This is a genomic window from Janibacter melonis (genome assembly GCF_003721155.3).
Classification (GTDB): domain Bacteria; phylum Actinomycetota; class Actinomycetes; order Actinomycetales; family Dermatophilaceae; genus Marihabitans; species Marihabitans melonis.
On the sequence record NZ_CP044548.2, the window covers coordinates 380,396 to 403,752 of the forward strand.

Genomic DNA, 23,357 nt, shown 5'->3' on the forward strand with positions numbered 1-23,357 from the left:
GACCTAGAGTGGGGGCCATGTCTGAGCCGTCTCGCAGCGTCGCCCTCGTCACCCTCGGGTGCACCCGTAACGAGGTCGACTCCGAGGAGCTCGCCGGGCGCCTCGCCGCCGAGGGGTGGCAGCTCGTCGACGACGCCTCGCAGGCTGACGTCGCCGTCGTCAACACGTGCGGCTTCATCGAGCAGGCGAAGAAGGACTCGATCGACGCCGTCCTCGAGGCCGGACAGCTGCGCGAGACCGGGCGCACCCAGGCGGTCGTCGCCGTGGGCTGCCTCGCCGAGCGGTACGGCCGCGAGCTCGCCGAGGAGCTGCCCGAGGCCGACGCCGTGCTCGGCTTCGACTCCTACCGCGACATGTCCTCGCACCTGCGCGCCGTGCTCGACGGGCACCCGCCGGAGGCGCACGTCCCCGGCGACCGCCGCACCCTGCTCCCGCTCGCACCGCTCCAGCGTGCCGACGCCGCGGCCGCGGTGGCCCTGCCCGGCCACGGCGACGACGGCATCTCCGCCGCTCCGGGCGGCGATTCCGCCGCCGTGCGCGACCTGCCCCGTGCCCGGCTCGACGACCGGCCCTGGGCGCCGCTGAAGATCGCCTCGGGCTGCGACCGGCGCTGCGCCTTCTGCGCGATCCCCACCTTCCGCGGCTCCTTCGTCTCGCGCCGGCCCACCGACGTCATCGCCGAGGGGCGCTGGCTGGCCCAGCAGGGCGTGCGCGAGCTCTTCCTCGTCTCGGAGAACTCGACGTCGTACGGCAAGGACCTCGGCGAGCTCGACCTCATGCAGGCGCTCATGCCCCAGCTCACGCAGATCGAGGGCGTCGAGCGGGTGCGCGTCAGCTACCTCCAGCCCGCCGAGATCCGTCCCGGCCTCCTCGAGGCGATGGCGGCCACCCCCGGGGTAATGCCCTGGTACGACATCTCCTTCCAGCACTCGAGCCCGACCCTGCTGCGCCGGATGCGCCGCTTCGGCTCGACGCAGGCCTTCCTCGAGCTCGTCGAGGGCATCCGGGAGCGCCAGCCCGAGGCGGGCATCCGCAGCAACGTCATCGTCGGCTTCCCCGGCGAGAGCGAGGACGACCTCGCCGAGCTCGAGCGCTTCCTCGTCGCGGCTCGCCTCGACGTCGTCGGCGTCTTCGGCTACTCCGACGAGGACGGCACCGAGGGCGAGCGCCTCGACGACAAGATCGACCCCGACGTCGTCGCCGAGCGCGTCGAGCGCGTGCGGGCCCTCGTCGACGAGCTCTCGGCGCAGCGCGCCGAGGAGCGCATCGGCCAGCACGTCCGTGTCCTCGTCGAGCAGGTCGAGGACGAGGACGGGCACCCCGAGGTCGTCGGACGCGCCGAGCACCAGGGCCCTGACGTCGACGGCGAGACGATCCTGCTCGGCGAGGTCGAGGGCCTGGCCGTCGGTGACCTCGTCGACGCGGTCGTCGAGGGCACCGAGGGGATCGACCTCGTGGCCCGGGTCGGGCGATGAGCACCCCCGCGCCGGTCCCCGCGCCCGCACCCGAGCCGAGCCCGTGGAACCTGCCCAACGCGCTGACCGTCCTGCGCATCCTGCTCGTCCCCGTCTTCGTCTGGCTGCTGCTGCGCGGCGGCGGCGACGACGCCGCGTCGCGCTGGTGGGCCTTCGGGGTCTTCGCCGTCGCGATCGTCACCGACCGGGTCGACGGCGACATCGCCCGGGCCCGTGGCATCGTCACGAACTTCGGCAAGGTCGCCGACCCGATCGCCGACAAGGCCCTCACCGGGGCCGGCTTCATCACCCTGTCGATCATCGACGTCATCCCGTGGTGGGTGAGCGTCGTCGTCGTCGCGCGCGAGCTCGGCATCACCCTCATGCGCTTCTTCGTCATCCGCCACGGCGTCATGCCGGCCAGCCGCGGGGGCAAGGTCAAGACCTTCCTCCAGGCCCAGGCACTGCTCATCCTCATGGCCCCGCTGTGGGTCCTGCCGTGGTCGCGGGTGTGGGAGGTCGTCGGCTACGTCATCCTCGCCGCGGCCGTCGCCGTGACCATCGCCACCGCCGCCGACTACGTCATGAAGGCGCTGACGCTGCGCGAGACGAGCGAGCGCGCCGCGATGAAGCGGGCCCGGGCCGGTCGCGACCGCCAGGTCCCATGACCCCGCACCCGGTCGCGGCGGCGGCGCTCGACGAGCTGCGCGCTCGCGGGCTGACGCTGGGCTGCGCCGAGTCGCTCACCGGCGGTCTGCTCTCGGCGGCGGTCGTCGCGGTGCCGGGCGCCTCGGACGTCCACCGGGGGGCGGTCGTCGCGTACGCCGCGGAGGTCAAGGCGCAGGTGCTCGGCGTGGACCTCTCGCTCCTCGACGCGGTCGGCACGGTCCACCCGGACGTCGCCGCCGCGATGGCGAAGGGGGCGCAGCGCGTCCTGCGGTGCGACGTCGCCCTGGCGACGACGGGGGTCGCCGGTCCCGGGCCGAGCGAGGGCCACCCCGCCGGCACCGTGCACCTCGCGTGCGCCTGGGGCGGGGAGGTGCACCTGCGCCGGCTCGACCTGCCGGGCGGCCGCGCCGAGGTACGCGAGGCGAGCGTGCGCGGCGCGCTGGACCTGCTCCTCGCCGTGGCGTCGTCGCATGCTCGCGGTACGGTGGGGTCAGCACCACAGCCGCACGTCGAGCGAGAGGAGGGCCGGTCGTGATCCTGCTGCGCGAAGAGCTCGGGGAGGTCCTGCGCGAGGCCCGGACCACCCAGGGCCGCACGCTGCGCCAGATCTCCGCCGACGCCTCCATCTCGCTGGGCTACCTCTCCGAGATCGAGCGCGGCGAGAAGGAGGCGAGCTCCGAGCTCCTCTCCTCCGTCTGCGTCGCGCTCGGCATGCCGCTGTCCGAGGTCCTCGCCGAGGTGGCGACCCGGGTCAGCCGCGCCGAGCACGCCAGCGCTCCTGTGCCGCTGCGCGTCGGCGGTGGCGTCTCCGCCTCCGCCGCCTGAGCGGTCCCGCTCGGCGCCGTCTGCAGTCCCCTCAGCGACGTCCGCGCGGTCCCAGCGGGGCCTGGCGTCGACCGTCGTCGGTCGGGGCGAGCCCGCCCTGGCACGTCGGGCAGGAGAAGATCGTGCGCTCCTGGCCCGCCCGACCGGCCATCGCCACACGGATCGTGTCGCCGCACCGGCGGCACGGCCGACCCGAGCGGGCGTGGACGTAGGACTCGTGACCGCGCCGCGTCTCGCCGGTCGAGCCCTGCACCCCGGTGACCACGGCGCGCTGCATGAGGCGCGCGACACGGCTGATGATCTGGCTGAGCTCGTCGGCGCCCACGTCGCGCGCCGGTCGCCACGGGTGCACCCGTCGCACGAAGAGGATCTCGCTGGCCCAGAAGGTGCCGATCCCGCTGACGACACGCTGGTCGAGCAGCGCCTCGGCGATCGGGCGCGGGTCGCCCTCGAGCCGGCGGACGACCTCGTCGAGGTCGAGCGGGTCGGCGAGGATGTCCGGCCCGAGATGACCGACGAGCGTGCCCTCGTCGCGGGTGCGCACGAGGTCGAGCTCGCCGAGACGCAGGCCGACCGCTCGCCATCGGGTGCCGTCGAGCACGGCACGCGTCTGCGGGTTGGCCAGCGCGCGGCGTCCTTGGGGCGAGTCGAGCCCCTCGACCCGCCACTGCCCCTCCATCCGCAGGTGCGAGTGGATCGTCCACCCGCCCTCGACCCGGTGGAGCAGACGCTTGCCGTGGCTGACGACCTCGAGGGTCCGGGATCCGACGAGCGCCGCACCGTCGAGCGACCCCCAGCGCAGGTCGACCCGCTCCAGCGGGTCGCCGGCGAGGGCCTGGTGGAGCCGCTGGGCCGTCCGGCGCAGCGTGTCGCCCTCAGGCACGGGGCCGCTGCCGCAGACGCAGCCCTCGGGGCGTGGCGGTGAAGCCGGCGTCCTCGAGGGCCTGACCGAGCGGGTGGTCGCTGCCGAGGAGCTGCTGGCCGTCGGCCTTCTGCACGGTGAGGCGGCCGAGCGCCCCCTTCGTCACGGCTCCGGCCAGGCCTCGGGCCGCGGCGGCGAGCGGCTCGGGGTCGTCGGTCCAGGACAGCAGCGTGCGACCGCCGCGCTCGACGTAGAGGACGAGCCGGCCGTCGACGAGGACGACGAGCGCCCCGGCCTTGCGGCCCGGCTGGTGGCTGCCCTCGCGCTCTGAGGGCGGCCAGGGCAGCGCGGCGCCGTAGGGGTTGGCGGGGTCGGTGGCGGCGAGGACCCAGGTCTGCCCGCGGCCGCTGGCCGAGCGCACCTGGTCGACCGCACCCGGCAGGGCGAACTGCGAGCCACCGAGCCCCTCGACGAAGTAGCCGCGGCGCACCTGCCCGGCCTCCTCTGCGGCGGAGAGCACCCGGTGGATGGCCGCGAAGCCCCCGGGCACCGACTCGGACTGCACGGCCCCCCGGGTGAGGACGCCGTGCCGGTCGAGCAGGCCCTCGGCGAAGGCGTGGGTGCGCACCGTGGCGTCGCTCGTGGCCTCGGGCAGCAGCGACCACCGCCCGGCGACCCGCGGCGGGCCGCTGCGGGCCGGCATCGCGGCCCGGCCCAGGCTCGTGCGCCGGCCGTACCGCGTGCGCGCCGCCGGTCGGCGGGTCGTCTTGTGAGCCGAGCGCCCTCCGGCGAGCAGACCGCGGACCGGGGCCGCGGTGTCGCCGGTGACGAGCCCGCGCCACACGAGATCCCACAGGACGTCGGCGAGCGCCTCGTCGTCGATTGAGGCGACCTCGTCGCTCAGCCGGCGGAAGAGGAAGGACCCGCCGCCGTCGAGCGCCTCGAGCACCGACTCGTGGGCGGGGGAGAGGCCCTCGCGGTCGGGCGCCGGCAGGGTGAGGTGCGCCGTGTCGGCGAGGTGCAGCGAGACCCAGCCGTCGTCGCCCGGCAGGCTCCCGTGACCGGCCCAGACGACCTCGCCGGTCGCGACGAGGGAGTCGAGCATGCCCGGGGTGTAGTCGGCGACCCGCGAGGGCAGGACGAGCGACTCGAGCGCGGAGGCCGGCAGGCGCACCCCTCCGAGCTGCTCGACGACGCGCACGAGACCGTCCTCGCCACGCATCGTCGCCCCGACCCCCTGCCACGCGGGCACGAAGACGGCGAGCTGCTCAGGGGCGACCGGCTCGACCTCGTGGCGCAGCGCGGCCAGCGAGCGGCGCCGCAGCAGCCGCAGCACCTCGGCGTCGCAGAAGTCGCTCCCGCCACCCCCGCCGAGCTCGGCCGGACGCAGGTCGCCCTCGACGACCCGCCCGGACTGCACGAGCCGGCGCAGCCCGTCGCGGGCGACGGCGGCGCCGACCCCGAGCCAGGCCGCCGCCTCGGTCGCGGCGAAGGGGGTGTGCGTCCGGGCGTAGCGGGACAGGAGGTCTCCGAGCGGGTCGGCGACCGGCTCGAGGAAGACCTGGGGCACCCCGACGGGCAGCGGCACGCCGAGGGCGTCGCGCAGCCGCCCGGCGTCCTCGACGACGGCCCACCGCTCCTGGCCGGCGACCTGCACGGCGATGACCTGCCGGCTGGCCCGCAGCTCCTCGAGGGCGGCGCGCACGGCGGTCTCGTCGAGCTCGTCGACCGAGCGCGCCACGAGGTCGTCGACGGTGATCGGGCCGAGGGTGCGCACGAGGTCGGCCACGTCCTCGCCGTCACGGGCGCGGCGGCCCTCGGCGAGGCGCTGCAGCTCGCCCTGGGTGCGCTGGACCGCCTCGACGTCGAGCAGGTCCGCGAGAGAGAGCTGCTCGCCCTGCCCGAGCAGGTCGGCGAGCAGGGCCGGGTCGAGGGTGAGCGCGGCCGCCCGACGCTCGGCGAGCGGGGAGTCGCCCTCGTAGAGGAACTGCGCGACGTAGCCGAACATCAGCGACGCGGCGAAGGGGGAGGGACGCGGGCTCTCGAGCTCGACGAGGGTGATCTCGCGGCGGTCGATGCCCTCCATGAGACGCACGAGACCCGGCACGTCGTAGACGTCCTGGAGCACCTCGCGCACGGTCTCGAGGATGATCGGGAAGCTCGGGTAGCGGCTGGCCACCTCGAGCAGCGAGGCGGCCCGCTGGCGCTGCTGCCACAGCGGCTGGCGCCGGTCGGGCCGGCGCCGGGGGAGCAGCAGGGCGCGGGCGGCGCACTCGCGGAAGCGCGAGGCGAAGAGGGCCGAGCCGCCCACCTGCTCGGTGACGACGGGCAGGACCATCGACGGCTCGACGGTGACGAGGTCGAGCAGCTCGGAGCCGATGGCCGCGCCGTCGTCGAACTCGAGGTCCGGCAGGCGCAGCACGATCCCGTCGTCGCCGTGCATCGCCTGGACCTCGACCCCGAAGCGCTCGCGCATCCGGGCGGAGATGGCCAGCGCCCACGGCGCGTGCACCTGCCCGCCGAAGGGGGAGAGCACCGCGACCCGCCAGTCGCCGATCTCGTCGCGGAAGCGCTCGACGACGATCGTGCGGTCGTCGGGGACGTGCCGGGTCGCCGCGCGCTGCTCGCCGAGGTAGGCCAGGAGGTTCTCGACCGCCCAGGTGTCGAGCCCGGAGGCGCTGAGCCGCTCGCGGGCGGCCTCGGGGGAGAGGGCGACGAGCTCACGCACCGTCGCGCCGAGGGCTTCGCCGAGCTCGGCAGGCCGGCCGAGCTGGTCGCCGTGCCAGAAGGGGAGCTTGCCCGGCTGCCCCGGCGCCGGGCTCACGAGCACCCGGTCGTGGGTGATGTCCTCGACCCGCCACGACGACGTGCCGAGGGTGAAGACGTCGCCGACCCGCGACTCGTAGACCATCTCCTCGTCGAGCTCGCCGACGCGGCGGCCCGGGCCCTCGCCGGTGGCGAGGAAGACCCCGAAGAGCCCGCGGTCGGGGATCGTGCCACCGCTCGTCACGGCGAGGCGCTGGGCGCCCCGCCGGCCGGTGAGGGTGCCGGCGACGCGGTCCCAGACGACGCGCGGGCGCAGCTCGGCGAAGTCCTCGGAGGGGTAGGCGCCGGCGAGCATGTCGAGGGTCGCGGTGAGGACGGGGTCGGGCAGCGAGGCGAAGGGGGCGGCCCGCCGCACGAGCGCACCGAGGTCCTCGACCGACCAGTCGTCGAGCGCGCACATGGCGACGACCTGCTGGGCGAGCACGTCGAGCGGGTTGGCGGGCACGGCGATGGACTCGATCGCCCCCTGACGCATGCGCTCGACGACGACGGTCGCCTGGACGAGGTCGCCGCGGAACTTCGGCATGACGACGCCGTGGCTCACCGCGCCGACCTGGTGACCGGCGCGCCCGACCCGCTGCAGGCCGGACGCCACCGACGGCGGTGACTCGATCTGCACGACGAGGTCGATGGCACCCATGTCGATGCCGAGCTCGAGGCTCGACGTCGCGACGACGCAGGGCAGGCGGCCCGCCTTGAGGTCCTCCTCGATCTCGTCGCGCTGCTCCTTGCTCACGGACCCGTGGTGGGCCCGGGCGAGGATCGCGGGGGCACCGCTCGACGTGCCGGCCTGCGCCATGACCTGGGCGGGCGGCCCGGCCGGGCGGACGGGCGCGCCCTCGGCGGGAGCCGGGGCGCCGTCGTCGAGCGCCGCCGCCTCGAGCCGCTCGGCGTGGATCTCGTTGAGCCGGGTCGTCAGGCGCTCGGCGAGCCGTCGGCTGTTGACGAAGACGAGGGTCGAGTCGTGCGAGGTGACGAGGTCGACGACCTGCTCCTCGACGTGCGGCCAGATGGAGGTGCGGGCGACCTGGCCGCTCGCCGGGCCGCTGAGGTCCTCGACCTCCTGACCGAGGTCGGCGAGGTCGGGCACGGGCACGACGACGTCGAGGTCCCACTGCTTCGTCGACGGGGGCGCGACGACCTCGACGAGGCGTCCGCCCGCGAGGTAGCGGGCGATCTCCTCGACCGGGCGCACCGTGGCGGACAGGCCGATGCGCTGGGCGGGCTGCGGCAGCAGCGCGTCGAGCCGCTCCAGCGACAGGGCGAGGTGGGCCCCGCGCTTGGTGCCGGCGAGGGCGTGGATCTCGTCGATGATGATCGTCTCGACCCCGACGAGCGCCTCGCGTGCGGCCGAGGTGAGCATGAGGAAGAGCGACTCGGGCGTCGTGATGAGGACGTCCGTGGGGGTCCGGGCGAAGGCGCGTCGCTCGTTGGCCGGGGTGTCGCCGGAGCGCACCGAGACGCCGACCTGCGGGGCCTCGAGCCCGAGCCGGGTCGCGGCGTGGCCGATGCCGACGAGCGGGGAGCGCAGGTTGCGCTCGACGTCGACGGCGAGCGCCTTGAGCGGCGAGACGTAGAGGACCCGGCAGCGGGCGAGCCGCTCGGCCGGGGGCTCGGTGGCGACGAGCCGGTCGAGGGCCCACAAGAAGGCGGACAGCGTCTTGCCCGAGCCGGTCGGGGCGACGACGAGCGCGTGCGCGCCGCTGCTGATGGCGCGCCACGCGCCCTCCTGCGCGGTCGTCGGCCCGGCGAAGCTCGTGGAGAACCAGGCGCGCGTCGCGGGCGAGAAGAGGTCGAGGACGTCCTCGGCGGGGGCGGGGTCGGCTGTCATGGCAGGGACAGCCTGCCACCGGGCACCGACAGCGCGGCCGCTCGTGGGAGGTGCGACCTGCGGACGTCCAGGGTTGCCCGGCTCAGGTCGCGGAGATCCCGATCCGGCCCTCGCGGAAGGCGTTGACGAAGAGCGCGTGGTCGCGCCGCACATCCTGCGCGTACTCGACGGCGAAGTCCGCGAGGAAGCCCCCGAAGGCCCGCCGCCGGCCGTCGAGCGAGGCGATGATCGCCTCCTCGACCTGGAAGTCGACGAGGTCCTGGTCGCTGTCCTCGTCGGCGGCGCAGTGGATCTTCGCGGTCGCGCGGCCGAGGAGGTCGACGACGGCGGCCATCTGCGAGGGCTCGGTGAGCTCGGCCCAGTCGAGGTCGACCTCGTAGGGCGAGACCTCGCTCACGACGTAGCCGACGCCGTCCATCTCCGTGTGGCCGAGGAGGGGGTCGGTGTGGGCCTGCAGCGCGCGCTGGCTGACGACCGTGCGGTGGCCCTCGTGCTCGAAGTACGCGTCGATCCGCGCCGTGTCGACGAAGCGGCTGAGCGCCGGCACGTTGGCCTGCTTCATCGACAGCAGGACGTCGTTGTCGAGCGCCTGGCTCGTGCCCTCGACGAGCACGGTGTACGCGGGCAGCCCGGCGCTGCCGATGCCGAAGCCGGAGCGCCCGATGACGTCACGCACCTCGTAGAAGAGCTCGCGGTCGATCTTCTTGTGCTCGGGGATGGTCTCGAGGTAGCGCTCGAAGGCGCGCATGACCTTCGCCCGCTCGCGCTGGCCGAGCGGGCGTGCCCCGGCGCCCTCCGCGAACATCCGCACCCCGTCGACCCGGTGCGTCATCGAGTCGAGCAGCTCGGAGCGCTCGGTCATCCGGGCGACGACGAGGGCGTCGCGCACCGGGCCCTCGGTGTTGTCGAGGTGGAGCGAGAAGTCCTCGCGCGCGGTGCCGGCGTAGTGGTCGACCTGGGCGAGGTAGGCGCGCAGGTAGCGGCCGATGAGCCGTCGGATCTCGTCGTCGGGCAGCGCCTTCTGCCAGCCGAGCAGCGCGAGCGAGGAGGCGAAACGCATGAGGTCCCACGTGAAGCTGCCGAGGTAGGCCTCGTCGAAGTCGTTGACGTCGAAGACCATCCGGCCGTCGGAGTCGAGGTAGGTGCCGAAGTTCTCGACGTGGAGGTCGCCGTGGATCCACACGGCGGACGCACGCTCGTCGGCCCAGTCGTCGTCGCGCTGCGTGACGTCGTGGAAGAACAGGCACGCGGTGCCCCGGTAGAAGGCGTGCGGGTCCCGGGCCATCTTGCGGTACTTCACCCGGAAGGCGGCGGGGTCGGTGCGCTGGAGGTCCTCGAAGGCGTCCGCCAGGGTCGTGATGATCTGCTCGGTGCGCTGCTCGTCGGACGTCATGGCGTCAGTCTCGCGCCGAGCCAGGGCCCCGGGCCGCGCGAGTCGACGGCTGATCCGTCGTCCACCCGACCCGCTCGGTGCGGGCCAGCTCGATCGCGTCGGCGAGGGTGGCGGGCAGACGCAGCTCGGCGAGGCGCTGCGCGACCGCCCGCCCGGGCACCGCCGGACGCAGCCACGGGGGCGCGACGACGTGCCGGCTGCGCCGGGCGATCCCGCGCTCGAGCGCTCGCAGCGCGGTGGGCAGCGGGGTCACGCCCGTGATCGTCCCCCCACCGGTGAGCAGCCGCGCCGTCTCGGTGGCGAAGCCCCGCTGCGTCATCTCGGTGTCGATCTCGGAGTAGTAGGCGACCCCGACCCTCGCCCCGGTGTGCCGGATCTCCAGACGCAGCGTGTTGCCGATCGCCTCGACGGCGGCCTTGCTCGCGGAGTAGGCACCGATGAGGGGCAGGTGGATCGCGGCGGCGAGCGCCGCGGTCGCCAGGGCGTAGCCGCGCTCGTGGCTGATGTGCGGGCCCGCCGCGCGCAGCGTGTAGAAGGTCCCGAGCGCGTTGACGGCGAGGTGGGTCTCCATGACCCCCGGCTGGCCGCCGATGACGGGCAGCTGCCGGGCGATGCCGGCGTTGGCGACGACGACGTCGAGACCGCCGAGATCGGCGACGAGCCCCTCGACCGCGTCGTCCACCGCCACGGGGTCGGACACGTCGCACTCGCGCCACGGACCGCCGCACCGCCCGGCGACCTCCTCGAGCAGGGCGGGCTCGAGCCCGAGCACGGCGACCTGCGCGCCGTGCGCGGCGAGCAGCTCGGCGAGCGCGGCACCGATGCCCCGGGCCCCGCCCGTGACGAGCACCCGCCGTCCGCGCAGCGACGGGGTGTGCCGGGGGTTCGGTGCGAGGGTCATGCCCGACGCTAACCCCGGGCACCGGCGGCGGGGGCGAAGGGAGACCGCCTCAGACCGCGGGGACCGCCGGCTGCTGCTGGGTGATGCAGTGGATGCCGCCGCCGCGGGCGTAGAGCGGGCGGGCGTCGACGCCGACGACCTCGCGCCCGGGGTAGGCGGCGCGCAGCACGTCGAGCGCCTCGTCGTCGCGCTCGTCCTCGAAGGTGCACGCGACGACCCCGCCGTTGCACACGAGGTGGTTGATGTAGCTCCAGTCGACCGGGCCCTCGTCGTCGGCGAGGGTGCGCGGTGCCGGCACGCGGACGACCCGCAGCGGGCCCCCCTTCGCATCCCGGGCGGCCGACAGGACGGCCTCCGCCTCGCGGCTCACCTCGTGGTCGGGGTGCTCGGGGTCGTCCTGCCAGTGCACCAGCACGGTCCCCGGCTCGCTGAAGCAGGCGACGATGTCGACGTGCCCGCGGGTGCCGAAGGAGTCGTAGTCGCGGGTGAGGCCCCGGGGCAGCCAGATCGCCGTCGTCGCGCCGATGGTGCGCGCGAGCTCGGCCTCGACGTCCTCGCGGGTGAGGCCGGGGTTGCGGCCCGGGTCGAGCTGGACGGTCTCGGTGAGCAGGACCGTGCCCTGGCCGTCGACGTGGATGCCGCCGCCCTCGTTGACGAGGGTCGAGGGCAGGTGCGCGCCGCCGGCGACGTCGGTGACGAGCTCGGCGACGCGCGCGTCGTCCTCCCAGCTCGCCCAGTCCTGGCCGCCCCAGCCGTTGAAGACCCAGTCGACCCCGCCGAGGCGCCCGTCACCGAGGACGAAGCTCGGCCCGATGTCACGCATCCACGCGTCGTCGAGCGAGGCGACGACGATGTCGATCTCGTGCGGGCTGTCGGTGCCGAGGTGCTCACGGGCGATGCGCACGTCCGGGCTGGTGACGACGACGGTCACCGGCTCGAAGCGGGCCACCGCGCGGGCCACGGCCGCCCACGTCGTGCGGGCCTCCTCGGCGTCGGCGGCGGTGTCGCCGAGCGTGTAGCCGGCGCTCGGCCACGCCATCCAGGTGCGCTCGTGCGGCTCCCACTCGGCCGGCATGCGCCAGGCGGGCTGGCTCACAGGCTGACGTCCGTGCTCGTCGTCGGGCCGTCGAGCTCGCGGCGGTGCTCGTCGCGGATCGGCTCGGTGAGGACGCCGTAGGTGTCCGGTCGACGGGTGGCGAGGAAGGGGAAGAGCGCCAGCCAGTCCTCGCGCTGGGCGAGGTCGAGGTCGGCGACGAGGACCGCCTCCTCGTCGCGCGGGGCCTGGACGAGCACCCGGCCGTAGGGGTCGGAGATGAAGCTGCTGCCGTAGAAGTCGTTGACCCCTTCGTCGCCCGTGCGGTTCGGGACGACCATGAAGAGGCCGTTGGCGATGCCGTTGCCGACGATGACCTGCTGCCACAGCGGCTGCGTGTCGAAGTCGGGGTGGTCGGGCTCGGAGCCGATCGCCGTCGGGTAGCACAGGACCTGCGCGCCGCCGAGCGAGTACGCACGGGCGACCTCGGGGAACCACTCGTCCCAGCACGTCGGCAGACCGAGGCGAAGGGGGACCGAGGTCTCCACCTCGTGCACCGGGTAGGCGTCCTCGGCGGGCCCGGCGCGGAAGTACTTGTCCTCGTAGTAGCCGGCGGTGACGGGGATGTGGGTCTTGCGGGTGCGGGCGACGACCTCGCCGTCGGGGCTGACGACGACGGCGCTGTTGTAGCCCAGGCCGTCGACGGGGGAGCCTTCCTCGGCGCCGTCGGCGTGCTCCGCCCGCTCGTAGAGGGAGGCGTGGACGAAGACGCCGTGGCGGGCTGCGGCCTCGCGCGCGAGGGTCACCGTCGGTCCGTCGTCGAGCGACTCCGCACCGGGACCGGGCGCCTCGGCCGGCAGGACGTCGGCCGGGTAGCGCAGCAGCGTGATCTCGGGCAGGAAGACGATCTCGGCACCGGCCTGCGCGGCCTGGCCGATCGCCTCGTCGAGCACGCGGGCGAGCTCGACGGCGTCCTCGCGCCAGCGGTGCTGGACGAGGGCGACCCGCAGCGGGGCCTGGGTCGGCTCCTCGACGCGGGCGAGGCTGGTGGGCACGGCGTCGGCAGTGATGAGGCGCACGCGGGCAGTCTAGGGGCGAGGCGTGCCTACACTGCGCGCGTGCGGATGAGTCAGTTCTGGTCGCTCATGGAGGGCGAGTTCGGTGCCGGGTACGCCCATACCCTCGCCCGCCACCAGGTCCTCGGCAGCCTCGGCGGTCGAAACGCCGTCGACGCCCTCGAGGCCGGTGTCCCGGCCCGCGAGGTGTGGCAGGCGGTGTGCGACGCGATGGACGTCCCGGAGTCCCGCCGGCTCGGCGAGGACGTGACGATGGACGTGCCGCGCCGGGTCGTCGACTCCATCGGGGACTGATCGGCGTGGGCCACCGGATGTTCGTCGCGGTGGCCCTGCCCGAGGCGGTGCGCGAGGACCTCGCCGCCTTCCTCGAGCCACGCGAGGGCATGCCGTGGGTGGACCCCGCCCAGTGGCACCTCACCTTGGCCTTCATGGCGTCCGTGCCCCCGTCCCGTGCGGACGAGCTCGTCGAACGGCTCGCCCACGCGGCGGGGCGGGCCGCCCCCTTCGCCCTCTCGCTCGGGGGAGCGGGAGCCTTCCCCCACGCCGGTCGCGCCTCGGTGCTCTGGCTCGGCGTCGACGACGCCGCCCAGGACCCGCTGGCCCGGCTCGCCCGCGGGTGCCGGGCCGCTGCCTCGGTGTCGGGGGCGAGCCCGGACGGGCGGGCCTTCGTGCCCCATCTCACCCTCGCGCGGCTGCGGCGACCGGTCGAGGCGACGCGGTGGCTGCGGGTCCTCGACGCGTGGCAGGCGGACCCCTTCGTCGTCGACGAGGTCGAGCTCGTCGCCTCCTTCCTCGGCGAAGGGGCGAAGGGGCGACCCCGTCACGAGGTCGTCGCGACCCTGCCGCTCGGAGCGGACCCGTTGCCGCCGGGAGAGGCGCTGCGCGAGGGTTGACGCATGGCCGAGCGCTTCGTCGACGTGGATCTCAGCGGGGCCCGCTTCGAGCGGGTCGACCTGTCGGGGGCGGTGCTGCGCTCGGTCGAGGTCGACGGTGCCGAGATCGAGGCCCCGTGGCTGCTCGGCGGCGGCGCCTCGCTCGTCGTCAACGGCGTGGACGTGGCCCCGCTGGTCGACGCCGAGCTCGACGCCCGGATGCCCGGCCGGTCGCTGCGACGCGCGAGCGACCCCGAGGGGCTGCGGGCGGCGTGGGCGGCGCTGGAGGCCTCCTGGGCCCGGGTCCTCGACCGGGTCGCGACGATGCCGGCCGGCACGGTCGATGCGAGCGTCGACGACGAGTGGTCCTTCGCGCAGACCTTGCGCCATCTCGTCATGGCGACCGACACGTGGCTCGGGCGCGCGGTGCTCGGGCTGGATCAGCCCTACCACCCCCTCGGCCAGCCGCACGCCGAGTACGAGGCCGACGGCTACGACATGTCGGTCTTCACGACGCGGCAGCCGACGTACGAGGAGGTGCTCGAGGCGCGGGCAGGGCGTCAGCGGATGGTCCGTGAGCACCTCGCGACGCTCGTCGCCGACGACCTCGCCCAGGTGCGGGCCAACCCCTGGGCGCCGCAGCACGCGGAGACGACGCTGTCGTGCCTGCGCACGATCCTCGACGAGGAGTGGGAGCACCAGCGCTACGCGGTGCGCGACCTCGACCTGCTCCAGGCCCGGTCGGCGTCGTCGGACGCTCAGCCGACGAACATGCAGAAGGGGTGACCGGCCGGGTCGGCGACGACGTAGAGGGGCTCCTCGGGGTCCTGCGAGCGGTCGAGGACGAGCCGGCCGCCGAGGTCGAGGGCACGGCGCAGGTTCGCCTCGAGGGCGGGGACGTCGGGGACGGTGCAGTCGACGTGGAGCTGCATCGGCACGTCGTCGTCGGGCCACGTCGTCGGGGTGAGCCGCTCGACCTGCTGGAAGGCCAGCGCCCGGCCGCCGTCGGGCTGGCGAAGGACGAGCCAGTCGGCAACGTCGCGCTCGCCGTCGGCCGGCGGCTCGTCGCCGGGTCGGTAGACGAGGCCGAGGAGACGGCGGTAGAACTCGGCGAGGGCTCGGGCGTCGGTGGTGTCGAGGACGGTCTGGCACAGGCGGGGGAGGGGGACCTCGTCGCCCTCGTCGGGCCTGCTCCCGGGCTGGGTCGTCATCGCGTGTCCTCCTCGTGGCGGCCGTCGGCGGCCCGACACGCCGTCCGGCGCGTCGGTGCACGACCTCGAACACCTGTTCGGCTAGGTTTGTGCACAGCGGTCATCCCGACGGCATCAGTATCCACAGCCTCACGGCGGCTGGGGTCGTTGTCGGTGGTGGTCCCTAGCGTCTGACCCGACAGCACGACGAGACCGACCGTGCGACGGTTCGCCGGTGGGCGCGCCCGACCCGAGCAAGAACAGGCAGGTACCTGGCATGGCTGATGTCACCGCCATCGACACCAAGCTCCACGAGCAGAAGCTGAAGTCCCTCGACTCCGTCATGGGCCAGATCGAGAAGTCGCACGGCAAGGGCGCGATCATGCGCCTGGGCGACGACGTCCGGCCGCCCATCGCCGTCATCCCGACCGGGTCGATCTCCCTCGACATCGCGCTCGGCATCGGCGGGCTGCCCCGCGGCCGGGTCGTCGAGATCTACGGCCCCGAGTCGAGCGGCAAGACGACGGTCGCTCTCCACGCCGTCGCCAGCGCCCAGCGCGCCGGTGGCATCGCGGCCTTCATCGACGCCGAGCACGCCCTCGACCCCGATTACGCCAAGAAGCTCGGCGTCGACACCGACGCACTCCTCGTCTCCCAGCCCGACACCGGTGAGCAGGCGCTCGAGATCGCCGACATGCTCATCCGCTCCGGTGCTCTCGACATCATCGTCATCGACTCGGTGGCGGCGCTCGTGCCGCGCGCCGAGATCGAGGGCGAGATGGGCGACAGCCACGTCGGTCTCCAGGCCCGTCTCATGAGCCAGGCGCTGCGCAAGATCACCGGTGCGCTCAACACCTCGGGCACGACGGCGATCTTCATCAACCAGCTCCGCGAGAAGATCGGCGTGATGTTCGGCTCCCCGGAGACGACGACCGGTGGCAAGGCGCTGAAGTTCTACGCATCCGTGCGTCTCGACGTCCGGCGCATCGAGACGCTCAAGGACGGCAGCGAGCCGGTCGGCAACCGCACCCGCGTCAAGGTCGTCAAGAACAAGGTCTCCCCGCCCTTCAAGCAGGCGGAGTTCGACATCCTCTACGGGCAGGGCATCTCCCGCGAGGGCGGTCTCATCGACCAGGGCGTCGACCACGGCTTCGTGCGCAAGGCCGGTGCCTGGTACACGTACGAGGGCGACCAGCTCGGCCAGGGCAAGGAGAACGCCCGCAACTTCTTGAAGGACAACCCGCAGCTCGCCGACGAGATCGAGGTCAAGATCAAGACCAAGCTCGGCATCGGGGTCCCGGTCGAGGAGCCCGAGGGCAGCGTCGACGTCCCGGTCGACTTCTGATCGCACCGGCTGACGCCGTCACGCAGAGCTGATCGCCCGCGATGAGCAGCACCGACGAGACCGCCGCGCCCGGCACGCCCCAGGAGCAGACCCTGGAGCGGCTGCGCGCGGCGGTCGCGCGTGCCCAGGCGGGGGAGCCGACCCCGGGCGGGCAGAGCGCGCCGAGTGCGCCGAGCGGGCCCCCGCCGCCCGAGGCGCCCGACGACGATGCCGACCCCCGGGCGGTGGCCCGGGCCGTCGTGCTGCGGGCGCTCACCGGGTCGCCGAAGTCGCGCGCCGAGCTCGAGCGCACGCTGCGGCGCAAGGGCTGCCCCGACGACGTCGCCGCCGAGGTGCTCGACCGCATGGAGCACGTGGGCCTCGTCGACGACGAGGCGTACGCGCAGATGTTCGTGCGCTCCAAGCGCACCGGTCGGGGCCTGGCCCGGCGGGCGCTGCAGCACGAGCTGCGGGCGAAGGGGGTCGACGACGAGACGGCGAGCGGGGTGCTCGCCCAGATCGGCGTCGACGACGAGCGCGACGTGGCCCGTGAGCTCGTCGCGAAGAAGCTGCGCTCGATGCACGGCCTCGAGCGTGTCGTGCAGACCCGCCGGCTCGCGGGGATGCTCGCCCGCAAGGGCTACTCCTCGGAGATCTCCCGTCAGGTGATCGCCGAGTCCCTCGACGCGCTGCCCGAGCACCAGCGCGACTGACCGGCGCGCGCACCCTGTCGCACCCCGGCACGGGGAGCGCTCCCCATTCCCCACCGCGAGGGGCCCGCCCTAGCGTCGCTGGCACACCGGCGAGGGAGCGGGCATGGGCACGAGCGGTCACGAGCACGACCACGACCACGACCACGAGCACGAGCACCAGGGCGGGGGCGGGACCCGCTCGATGACCATCCGGCGGGTCAGCCTGCCGGCCTTCGAGACCGCCCTCGCCGCGGCCACCGGCCAGGACGTGCCGGCGCTGGAGGGAGCATGGGCGGAGCTGGAGCGCGCCGAGATCGCGAGCGGTGGGACGCTGCGCCCGTCGTGGGCTCGTGTCCTCGCGGCGGCCCCGGGAGCGCCGGTGCAGGTGCGGGTCGTCGCCCGCCAGGACCTCGTCTCCTTCGAGAGCGACATCGCCCTGCTGCCCGGCATCGCGCTCGTGCGCACCCAGCGGGTCCGCCTGCGCGCCACGGCCGAGGGCTACGAGCCGGCGGGCCGAGAGGGCGCCGTCGAGCTCGTCGCGGTGGACCCCGAGCAGCTCTGGGCGGCGGTGCGCCGGGTGCTGCCTCCCCACGAAGCGCTGCGGGCAGCCGCTCACGTGACCCCGCTGAGCCGGGAGCGCCATCTCGCCCCGCCGCGCGGTGTCGCCGAGGACCTGCGTCGACGCGTCGAGGCTGACCCGCTCGGGCGCACCCCCGGCGCCGTCCTCGAGTCTGCCGTCGACGACCCCGAGCTGTCGGCGGTGCTCGCTGGCGGCGAGGCCCAGGTCGCTCTCACCGTCCTGGCGCGCACCGGTGCGGACGTCGCCGTGCCGGTGGGCAGCGGCCACTGGGTGCTCGCCGACGAGCACCTGTGCGCCGTGCGCACGGCGTCCGGGACCCCCGATGTCGTCGGGGTCGAGCCGGGTGATGTCGCCGCGCAGCTGCGCTACCTCGTCACCGGCGCCCACGCTCTCGTCGACGAGGCGATCACCGGGCAGGTCGGGGCATGAGCGTCACCGAGGGCCTCGACCCCGCGCTCGTGCTCGAGGTGGCCGCGCACCTGGCCGACCAGGCGGGCCGCGCCGACGACGTCGGCACGAGCGGCACCGCGATGCTGCGCGTCCTCGACGGGTGCTGGGCCGGGGGCGACGTCGAGGACTTCGCCCGGGGGTGGCAGCAGGCCGCGCCGTCGATCTCGGCCGCGGCTCGCGCGCTGCGCTCGGCCGCCGACGACCTCGAGCGCCAGGTCGCCGACCAGGAGGGCGCGAGCGGCGGTCGCGCCCCGTCGGTGCCGGTGGCCCACGAGTCGCCCGACCGGCCCTGGTGGCAGGACGCGTGGGAGGGCGCGGGCGATCTCGCCGACGACCTCCTCGGCGCGGGTGAGGAGGTGGTCGACACCGTCGCCGACGGCGCGGAGTGGCTCGGGGCTCGTGCCGAGGAGGGGCTCGACTGGCTCGGTGACCGCGGCGAGGACACCGGGCGCTGGCTGGGCGACCGCGCGAGTGATCTCGTCGTCGGGCTGTCCCGGTACGAGGAGAGCGTCGCTCACACCTTCGTCCGTCTCGCCGAGGCCGCCGACCACCACCTCGACCTCTTCACCGACGTCTTCACGCAGGGCCGGTGGCCCCGGCTCAGCGAGGTCGTCGCGAGCACGCTGCTCCTCGGCGGCAGCGTCGCCAACCTCGCCGGGGCGCTGCTCACCGGGCAGGACCTCGACCTCCTCGACGACGGCACCGGCACCGTCACCGGCTCCACCGAGCTGTCGACGTCGGGCTCGGTCGACGGGCATCCCGCGCTGCGCCGACCGACCTCGCTCGCCGAGATCATGCTCGGCACGACCGACGCGTACGCCGTCGACGGCTCGATCCGGGTCACCCAGGTGACGCAGCCGGACGGCAGCACCGCCTACGTCGTCGCCACGCCGGGGACCCTGTCCTGGGGCCCGACGACGGGGAGCAACACCTTCGACCTCACCGGCAACCTCGTCGCGATGTCCGGCCAGCAGTCGGCGGCCATGCAGGCGGTGCAGGAGGCGATGGCGCAGGCCCAGATCCCGCCCGACGCGCCGGTCATGCTCGTCGGCCACTCCCAGGGCGGCATCGTCACGACCGCCCTGCTCGAGGACCCGGCCTTCACGTCGCGCTACGACATCACCCACTCCCTGACCTACGGCGCACCCGTCGACACCTTCGACACCGACCCCTCCGTCCTGCGTCTGGACCTCCAGCACGCCTCCGACGCGGTGCCGCGCCTCGACCTCGGCGACTCGCTCTACGACCCCCTGGCGCCGCTCGTGCCGCTGCCGAACCCCGACCAGCTGGCCCACGGGAACGGGCCGGGCGCGACGACGGTGACCCTGCCCGACCCGGCGGGCCCCCTCGACCTCGCGGGCAACCACTCCCACGCCGCCTACGCCGACTCGGTCGCCGCGTCGCAGGACCCGGCCGTCGCGGCCTACGAGGCGAGCCTCGCGGCCTTCCTCGCCCAGGACGGCGCGGTCGTCACGGGCACGGACTACGAGGTCGGTCGAGAGGACTGAGCCGGCCCGCTGGCATGCTGGCCCGACGAAGGGAGGGCCACCATGGGCCTGCTGAGCCGGCTGCTGCGTCGTGACGACCTCGACGTCGAGCAGCTCACCGCTGCGGTCGCCGTCGTCGACGGCGTGCGCGGGGTCGAGCTCGACGTGCGCGAGACCGGCGGTGCGGGCCGGGTCCTCGAGGGCGTGGTCGTCGTGCCGCAGACCGGGGGATCGGCGGTCCTGCGGGCCGCGCTCGAGACCCTCTCGGACGCCCTCGGCCCGGACCCCCTTCGCCTCACGCTCTACGTCGAGGGGCAGGTCGAGGGCGGCGGGAGCCGCCTGACCTCGGCAGACGCCGGTCTGCCGCTCAACCCGACCTCGGTGCAGCTGTGGCGGCACCGAGGATCGGGTGGGCGAGGGTGAGGCCTGCGACCCCCTGCTGTGCGAGGGTGACCCCGTGACCCAGGTGCAGCGACAGTCCCAGGGCCCCGCCGCTCGTTCGCTCTTCGCCGACTACGCGGCTGGCCCGGCGTGGGACGAGATGTTCGCGGCTGACGCGCAGGAGCCGCGGCAGCCGTACAAGCCGATCCATCACACCCTGCGCTCGATGGAGCCCGAGAGCCTCAAGGAGCGGGCCGACGCGCTCGCCCGGATGTTCCTCGACCAGGGCGTGACCTTCGACCACGCCGGCGAGGAGCGCCCCTTCCCGCTCGACGCCGTGCCCCGCGTCATCGACGCCGAGAGCTGGCAGAGCGTCGAGAGCGGCGTGGCCCAGCGCGTCCAGGCGCTCGAGGCCTTCCTCGACGACATCTACTCGCGCCAGGGCTCGATGCCGCGCGCCGTCGAGGACGGGATCATCCCGTGGCGGCTCATCGCGACGTCGAGCCACTTCCACCGCGCCGTCGCCGGGCTGCGGCCCGCGAACGGCGTGCGGGCCCACGTGAGCGGCATCGACCTCATCCGCGACGAGCAGGGCGACTTCCGCGTGCTCGAGGACAACGTCCGGGTGCCCTCGGGGGTCTCCTACGTCATCGCCAACCGCCGCGCGATGGCCAACGTCTTCCCCGAGGCCTTCGCGACGATGCGCATCCGGCCCGTCCACGACTACCCGCGCCTGCTCCTCCACGCGCTGCGTGCCGCGGCGCCCGAGGGGCGCAGCAACCCCACGGTCGTCGTGCTCACCCCGGGCGTCTACAACAGCGCGTACTTCGAGCACACCCTGCTCGCCCGGATGATGGGCGTCGAGCTCGTCGAGGGGCGCGACCTCGTCGTGCGCGACGGCGAGGTGCGCATGCGCACCACCCAGGGCGAGGAGCGCGTCGACGTCATCTACCGGCGCATCGACGACGACTTCCTCGACCCGGTGCACTTCCGCCGCGACTCGATGCTCGGCGTCACCGGGCTCGTCTCCGCGCTGCGAGCCGGGCGCGTCACCCTCGCCAACGCCATCGGCAACGGCGTCGCCGACGACAAGCTCGTCTACTCCTATGTGCCCGACCTCATCCGCTACTACCTCGACGAGGACCCGATCCTGCGCAGCGTCGACACCTACCGGTGCAACGAGCCCGAGGCCCTCGCCGAGGTGCTCGAGCGGCTCGACGAGATGGTCGTCAAGCCGGTCGACGGCTCCGGCGGCAAGGGCCTGGTCATCGGCCCGAAGGCGACCGGCGAGGAGCTCGACCAGCTGCGCGCCAACCTGCGCCGGGACCCGCGCGGGTGGATCGCCCAGCCGGTCGTCCAGCTCTCGACCGTGCCTACCCTCATCGACGGCCAGCTCCGGCCGCGCCACGTCGACCTGCGCCCCTTCGCGGTCAACGACGGCGACCAGGTGACGGTGCTGCCCGGGGGGCTGACGCGCGTCGCGCTGCCCGAGGGTCAGCTCGTCGTCAACTCCAGCCAGGGCGGCGGCAGCAAGGACACCTGGGTGCTCGCCGGCCGGTACGCGAAGGTGCCGACGACCGACGACGCCGAGGTCATCCTCCTCGGCGCCAACCGGCCGATGACGACGGACGCGGACGCGCCCCCGGCCGACCCGCTGCCGGGCGAGCCCGACCTCGGGCAGGACGCACCCCCCTTCGCCGTCCCCGACGAGGTCACCGTCGTCGAGCGGGAGGAGCGCTGATGCTCAGCCGGATCGCGGACTCGCTCTTCTGGATCGGCCGATACATCGAGCGGGCCGACGGCACCGCCCGGATGGTCGACGTCCTGCGCCTGTCCCTCGTCGAGGACCCGGGCCAGGACGAGAGCTACACCTCCTCGATGCTCCTCGGCGGCATCATGGGCTACGACGACGTGGCCCATGACGTCGCCTACTCCGACGTCGCCGCGCGTCTCGTCTTCGACGCGAGCAACCCCAGCGCCGTCTCCGGGTCCTGGCTCGCCGCCCGGGAGAACGCCCGGCGTGCCCGCGAGACCCTCTCGACCGAGCTGTGGGAGGTCATCAACACCTCGTGGCGCCGGTGGAACGGCCTCGGGGCGAGCACCGCCACGCAGCAGCACCTCAGCTGGGTCACCGAGCGTGCCGCCCTCGTCGCCGGCATCGCCGACTCGACGATGAGCCACGACGAGGCCTGGGAGTTCCTCAGCCTGGGCCGCTCGCTCGAGCGGGCCGACATGACGGCGCGCATCGTCGCGACCGGGGCGCTCCAGGGCGGCCCGAGCTGGGGTGTCGTGCTCGCGAGCTGCGGTGCCCAGCAGGCGATGCTGCGCACGATGCGAGGGATGATCACCGACCGCACGGCCGCGGCCTTCCTCACCCTCGACCGGCGCTTCCCGCGCTCCGTCCTCGCCGCGCTGCGCGACGCGGAGGACCGGCTCACGGTGCTCGCGCCCGACATCGACCGCGTCGGCTTCTCCGACGAGGCCCGTCGCATCCTCGGGCAGACCCGCACCCAGCTCGAGTACGCGAACCCCGACGACGTGCTCGAGGACCTGCCGACGATGATGGGCATGGTGCAGCGCTCGGTGACCCGGGCGTCGGACGAGATCGGGGCCCGCTACTTCCGCTCGGGCCCGGTCCAGGAGTGGACGGGGGAGATCCTGTGAGCAGCCGCCGGCACCGCATCACGCACCGCTCGACGATGCGCTACCAGGGCGAGGTCGTCGCCTCGCACAACGAGCTTCGGATGACCCCGCTGACCGACGCCGGGCAGACCACCCTCGAGGCGCGCATCCGGATCCGCCCCCACTCGTGGAGCAACGTCTACACCGACCACTGGGGCACCTCCGTCATGGCCGTCGAGTCCCAGGGCGCCCACGAGGTGCTCGAGATCGAGGCCATCTCGACCGTCGAGCGCACCGAGGCGGTCGCCGAGGCGTCCGCCAGCGGATGGGACTCGCTCGCCGAGCCCGGCATCTGCGACCGGCTCAGCGAGCTGCTCGCGCCCACCCCGCGCACGCAGGCCTCGCCCGACCTCGCCGAGATCGCCCGCGCCGCGCGCGACGAGCCCACGCCGCGGGCCGCGGCCCAGGCCATCTCCGCGAAGGTCCATGAGCGCATGCGCTACTCCGAGGGCGCGACCCAGGTGAGCAGCACCGCCGAGGACGCGTGGAGCACCGGCCAGGGCGTGTGCCAGGACTTCGCGCACGTGACCCTCGCGGCGCTGCGCTCGATCGGCGTCCCCGCGCGCTACGTGTCGGGCTACGTGGCCCGCCAGCCCGACCTGCAGCGCGGCCAGTCCTGCCCAGGGGACTCGCACGCGTGGATCGAGATCTGGGACGGAGCCTGGTTGCCCTATGACCCGACCCACCTCGCCCCGGTCGGGCTCGACCACGTCGTCGTCGGGCGAGGCCGCGACTACGACGACGTCGCCCCCTTCCGCGGGATGTACGCCGGGCCCGAGCTCGCCGACCTCGACGTCGAGATCACCTTCACCCGGGTCAGCTGAGAGGG

General features: G+C 74.2%; 22 protein-coding genes. 15 read left to right on the top strand and 7 right to left on the bottom strand.

Annotated features, from left to right (window positions below; genetic code table 11):
* The first annotated feature begins 17 nt into the window (after positions 1 to 17).
* From rimO to EEW87_RS01850, 4 genes are read left to right on the top strand one after another with little or no spacing between them, the layout of a single operon-like run.
* Positions 18 to 1,475, top strand: coding sequence for a 30S ribosomal protein S12 methylthiotransferase RimO (gene rimO, locus EEW87_RS01835; protein WP_123090901.1), 1,458 nt, complete (start codon positions 18 to 20; stop codon positions 1,473 to 1,475).
* Entirely contained in the window at positions 1,472 to 2,122 is a 651-nt protein-coding gene (gene pgsA / locus EEW87_RS01840; RefSeq protein WP_123090900.1) for a CDP-diacylglycerol--glycerol-3-phosphate 3-phosphatidyltransferase, read from the top strand. The genes rimO and pgsA overlap by 4 nt, the downstream gene beginning before the upstream one ends.
* Complete coding sequence (locus tag EEW87_RS01845; protein WP_123090899.1) at positions 2,119 to 2,658, top strand: CinA family protein; 540 nt, start codon at positions 2,119 to 2,121, stop codon at positions 2,656 to 2,658. The genes pgsA and EEW87_RS01845 overlap by 4 nt, the downstream gene beginning before the upstream one ends.
* A complete protein-coding gene (locus EEW87_RS01850) occupies positions 2,655 to 2,948 on the top strand; it encodes a helix-turn-helix domain-containing protein (protein ID WP_123090898.1) in 294 nt (97 codons plus the stop codon). Before EEW87_RS01845 ends, EEW87_RS01850 begins: the two co-directional genes overlap by 4 nt.
* A 31-nt stretch (positions 2,949 to 2,979) precedes the next feature.
* On the opposite strand, the gene EEW87_RS01855 is transcribed toward EEW87_RS01850, so the two are convergent.
* From EEW87_RS01855 to EEW87_RS01880, 6 genes are all read right to left on the bottom strand, one after another.
* Entirely contained in the window at positions 2,980 to 3,831 is an 852-nt protein-coding gene (locus EEW87_RS01855; protein ID WP_123090897.1) for an Fpg/Nei family DNA glycosylase, read from the bottom strand.
* A complete protein-coding gene (locus EEW87_RS01860) occupies positions 3,824 to 8,467 on the bottom strand; it encodes an ATP-dependent helicase (RefSeq protein ID WP_123090896.1) in 4,644 nt (1,547 codons plus the stop codon). Before EEW87_RS01860 ends, EEW87_RS01855 begins: the two co-directional genes overlap by 8 nt.
* Before the next feature lie 82 nt (positions 8,468 to 8,549).
* Entirely contained in the window at positions 8,550 to 9,860 is a 1,311-nt protein-coding gene (locus EEW87_RS01865; RefSeq protein WP_123090895.1) for a DUF2252 domain-containing protein, read from the bottom strand.
* A gap of 4 nt (positions 9,861 to 9,864) precedes the next feature.
* Positions 9,865 to 10,761: an SDR family NAD(P)-dependent oxidoreductase gene (locus tag EEW87_RS01870; protein ID WP_123090894.1), complete on the bottom strand. Its 897-nt coding sequence runs from the start codon at positions 10,759 to 10,761 to the stop codon at positions 9,865 to 9,867.
* Between the two features lie 49 nt (positions 10,762 to 10,810).
* Positions 10,811 to 11,836, bottom strand: coding sequence for an agmatine deiminase family protein (locus EEW87_RS01875; RefSeq protein WP_123091518.1), 1,026 nt, complete (start codon positions 11,834 to 11,836; stop codon positions 10,811 to 10,813).
* A gap of 17 nt (positions 11,837 to 11,853) precedes the next feature.
* On the bottom strand, positions 11,854 to 12,873 hold the full coding sequence (locus EEW87_RS01880; RefSeq protein ID WP_123090893.1) for a nitrilase-related carbon-nitrogen hydrolase: 1,020 nt from the start codon (positions 12,871 to 12,873) through the stop codon (positions 11,854 to 11,856).
* Between the two features lie 45 nt (positions 12,874 to 12,918).
* On the opposite strand from EEW87_RS01880, the gene EEW87_RS01885 reads away from it, so the two are divergent.
* Genes EEW87_RS01885 through EEW87_RS01895 form a run of 3 tightly spaced genes read left to right on the top strand, consistent with a single transcriptional unit; the run spans position 12,919 to position 14,528 of the window.
* Entirely contained in the window at positions 12,919 to 13,164 is a 246-nt protein-coding gene (locus EEW87_RS01885) for a DUF3046 domain-containing protein (protein WP_123090892.1), read from the top strand.
* Between the two features lie 17 nt (positions 13,165 to 13,181).
* Entirely contained in the window at positions 13,182 to 13,763 is a 582-nt protein-coding gene (gene thpR, locus EEW87_RS01890) for an RNA 2',3'-cyclic phosphodiesterase (RefSeq protein ID WP_123090891.1), read from the top strand.
* Positions 13,764 to 13,766: 3 nt separating this feature from the next.
* The gene (locus EEW87_RS01895; protein ID WP_123090890.1) at positions 13,767 to 14,528 is read left to right on the top strand and encodes a DinB family protein; all 762 of its coding nucleotides are present in this window, start codon (positions 13,767 to 13,769) and stop codon (positions 14,526 to 14,528) included.
* Here the strand turns inward: EEW87_RS01895 and EEW87_RS01900 are convergent.
* The gene (locus EEW87_RS01900) at positions 14,501 to 14,953 is read right to left on the bottom strand and encodes a VOC family protein (RefSeq protein ID WP_123090889.1); all 453 of its coding nucleotides are present in this window, start codon (positions 14,951 to 14,953) and stop codon (positions 14,501 to 14,503) included. The two genes, EEW87_RS01895 and EEW87_RS01900, sit on opposite strands and share 28 nt — an antisense overlap.
* 256 nt (positions 14,954 to 15,209) lie before the next feature.
* Between EEW87_RS01900 and recA the strand changes: the two genes are divergently transcribed.
* The 8 genes from recA to EEW87_RS01940 all read left to right on the top strand — a co-directional run bounded on the left by recA (position 15,210) and on the right by EEW87_RS01940 (position 23,352).
* Positions 15,210 to 16,277, top strand: a complete 1,068-nt coding sequence (gene recA / locus EEW87_RS01905; protein ID WP_123090888.1) for a recombinase RecA — start codon at positions 15,210 to 15,212, stop codon at positions 16,275 to 16,277.
* Positions 16,278 to 16,318: 41 nt separating this feature from the next.
* A complete protein-coding gene (locus EEW87_RS01910; protein WP_123090887.1) occupies positions 16,319 to 16,969 on the top strand; it encodes a regulatory protein RecX in 651 nt (216 codons plus the stop codon).
* 103 nt (positions 16,970 to 17,072) lie between these two features.
* Positions 17,073 to 17,957: a hypothetical protein gene (locus EEW87_RS01915; protein ID WP_123090886.1), complete on the top strand. Its 885-nt coding sequence runs from the start codon at positions 17,073 to 17,075 to the stop codon at positions 17,955 to 17,957.
* On the top strand, positions 17,954 to 19,486 hold the full coding sequence (locus EEW87_RS01920; RefSeq protein ID WP_123090885.1) for an alpha/beta hydrolase family protein: 1,533 nt from the start codon (positions 17,954 to 17,956) through the stop codon (positions 19,484 to 19,486). Before EEW87_RS01915 ends, EEW87_RS01920 begins: the two co-directional genes overlap by 4 nt.
* Before the next feature lie 42 nt (positions 19,487 to 19,528).
* The gene (locus EEW87_RS01925) at positions 19,529 to 19,888 is read left to right on the top strand and encodes a hypothetical protein (RefSeq protein WP_123090884.1); all 360 of its coding nucleotides are present in this window, start codon (positions 19,529 to 19,531) and stop codon (positions 19,886 to 19,888) included.
* Between the two features lie 118 nt (positions 19,889 to 20,006).
* Positions 20,007 to 21,587, top strand: a complete 1,581-nt coding sequence (locus tag EEW87_RS01930; RefSeq protein ID WP_123091517.1) for a circularly permuted type 2 ATP-grasp protein — start codon at positions 20,007 to 20,009, stop codon at positions 21,585 to 21,587.
* The gene (locus EEW87_RS01935) at positions 21,587 to 22,510 is read left to right on the top strand and encodes an alpha-E domain-containing protein (protein ID WP_123090883.1); all 924 of its coding nucleotides are present in this window, start codon (positions 21,587 to 21,589) and stop codon (positions 22,508 to 22,510) included. Before EEW87_RS01930 ends, EEW87_RS01935 begins: the two co-directional genes overlap by 1 nt.
* The gene (locus EEW87_RS01940; protein ID WP_123090882.1) at positions 22,507 to 23,352 is read left to right on the top strand and encodes a transglutaminase family protein; all 846 of its coding nucleotides are present in this window, start codon (positions 22,507 to 22,509) and stop codon (positions 23,350 to 23,352) included. Before EEW87_RS01935 ends, EEW87_RS01940 begins: the two co-directional genes overlap by 4 nt.
* The last annotated feature ends 5 nt before the right edge of the window (positions 23,353 to 23,357 follow it).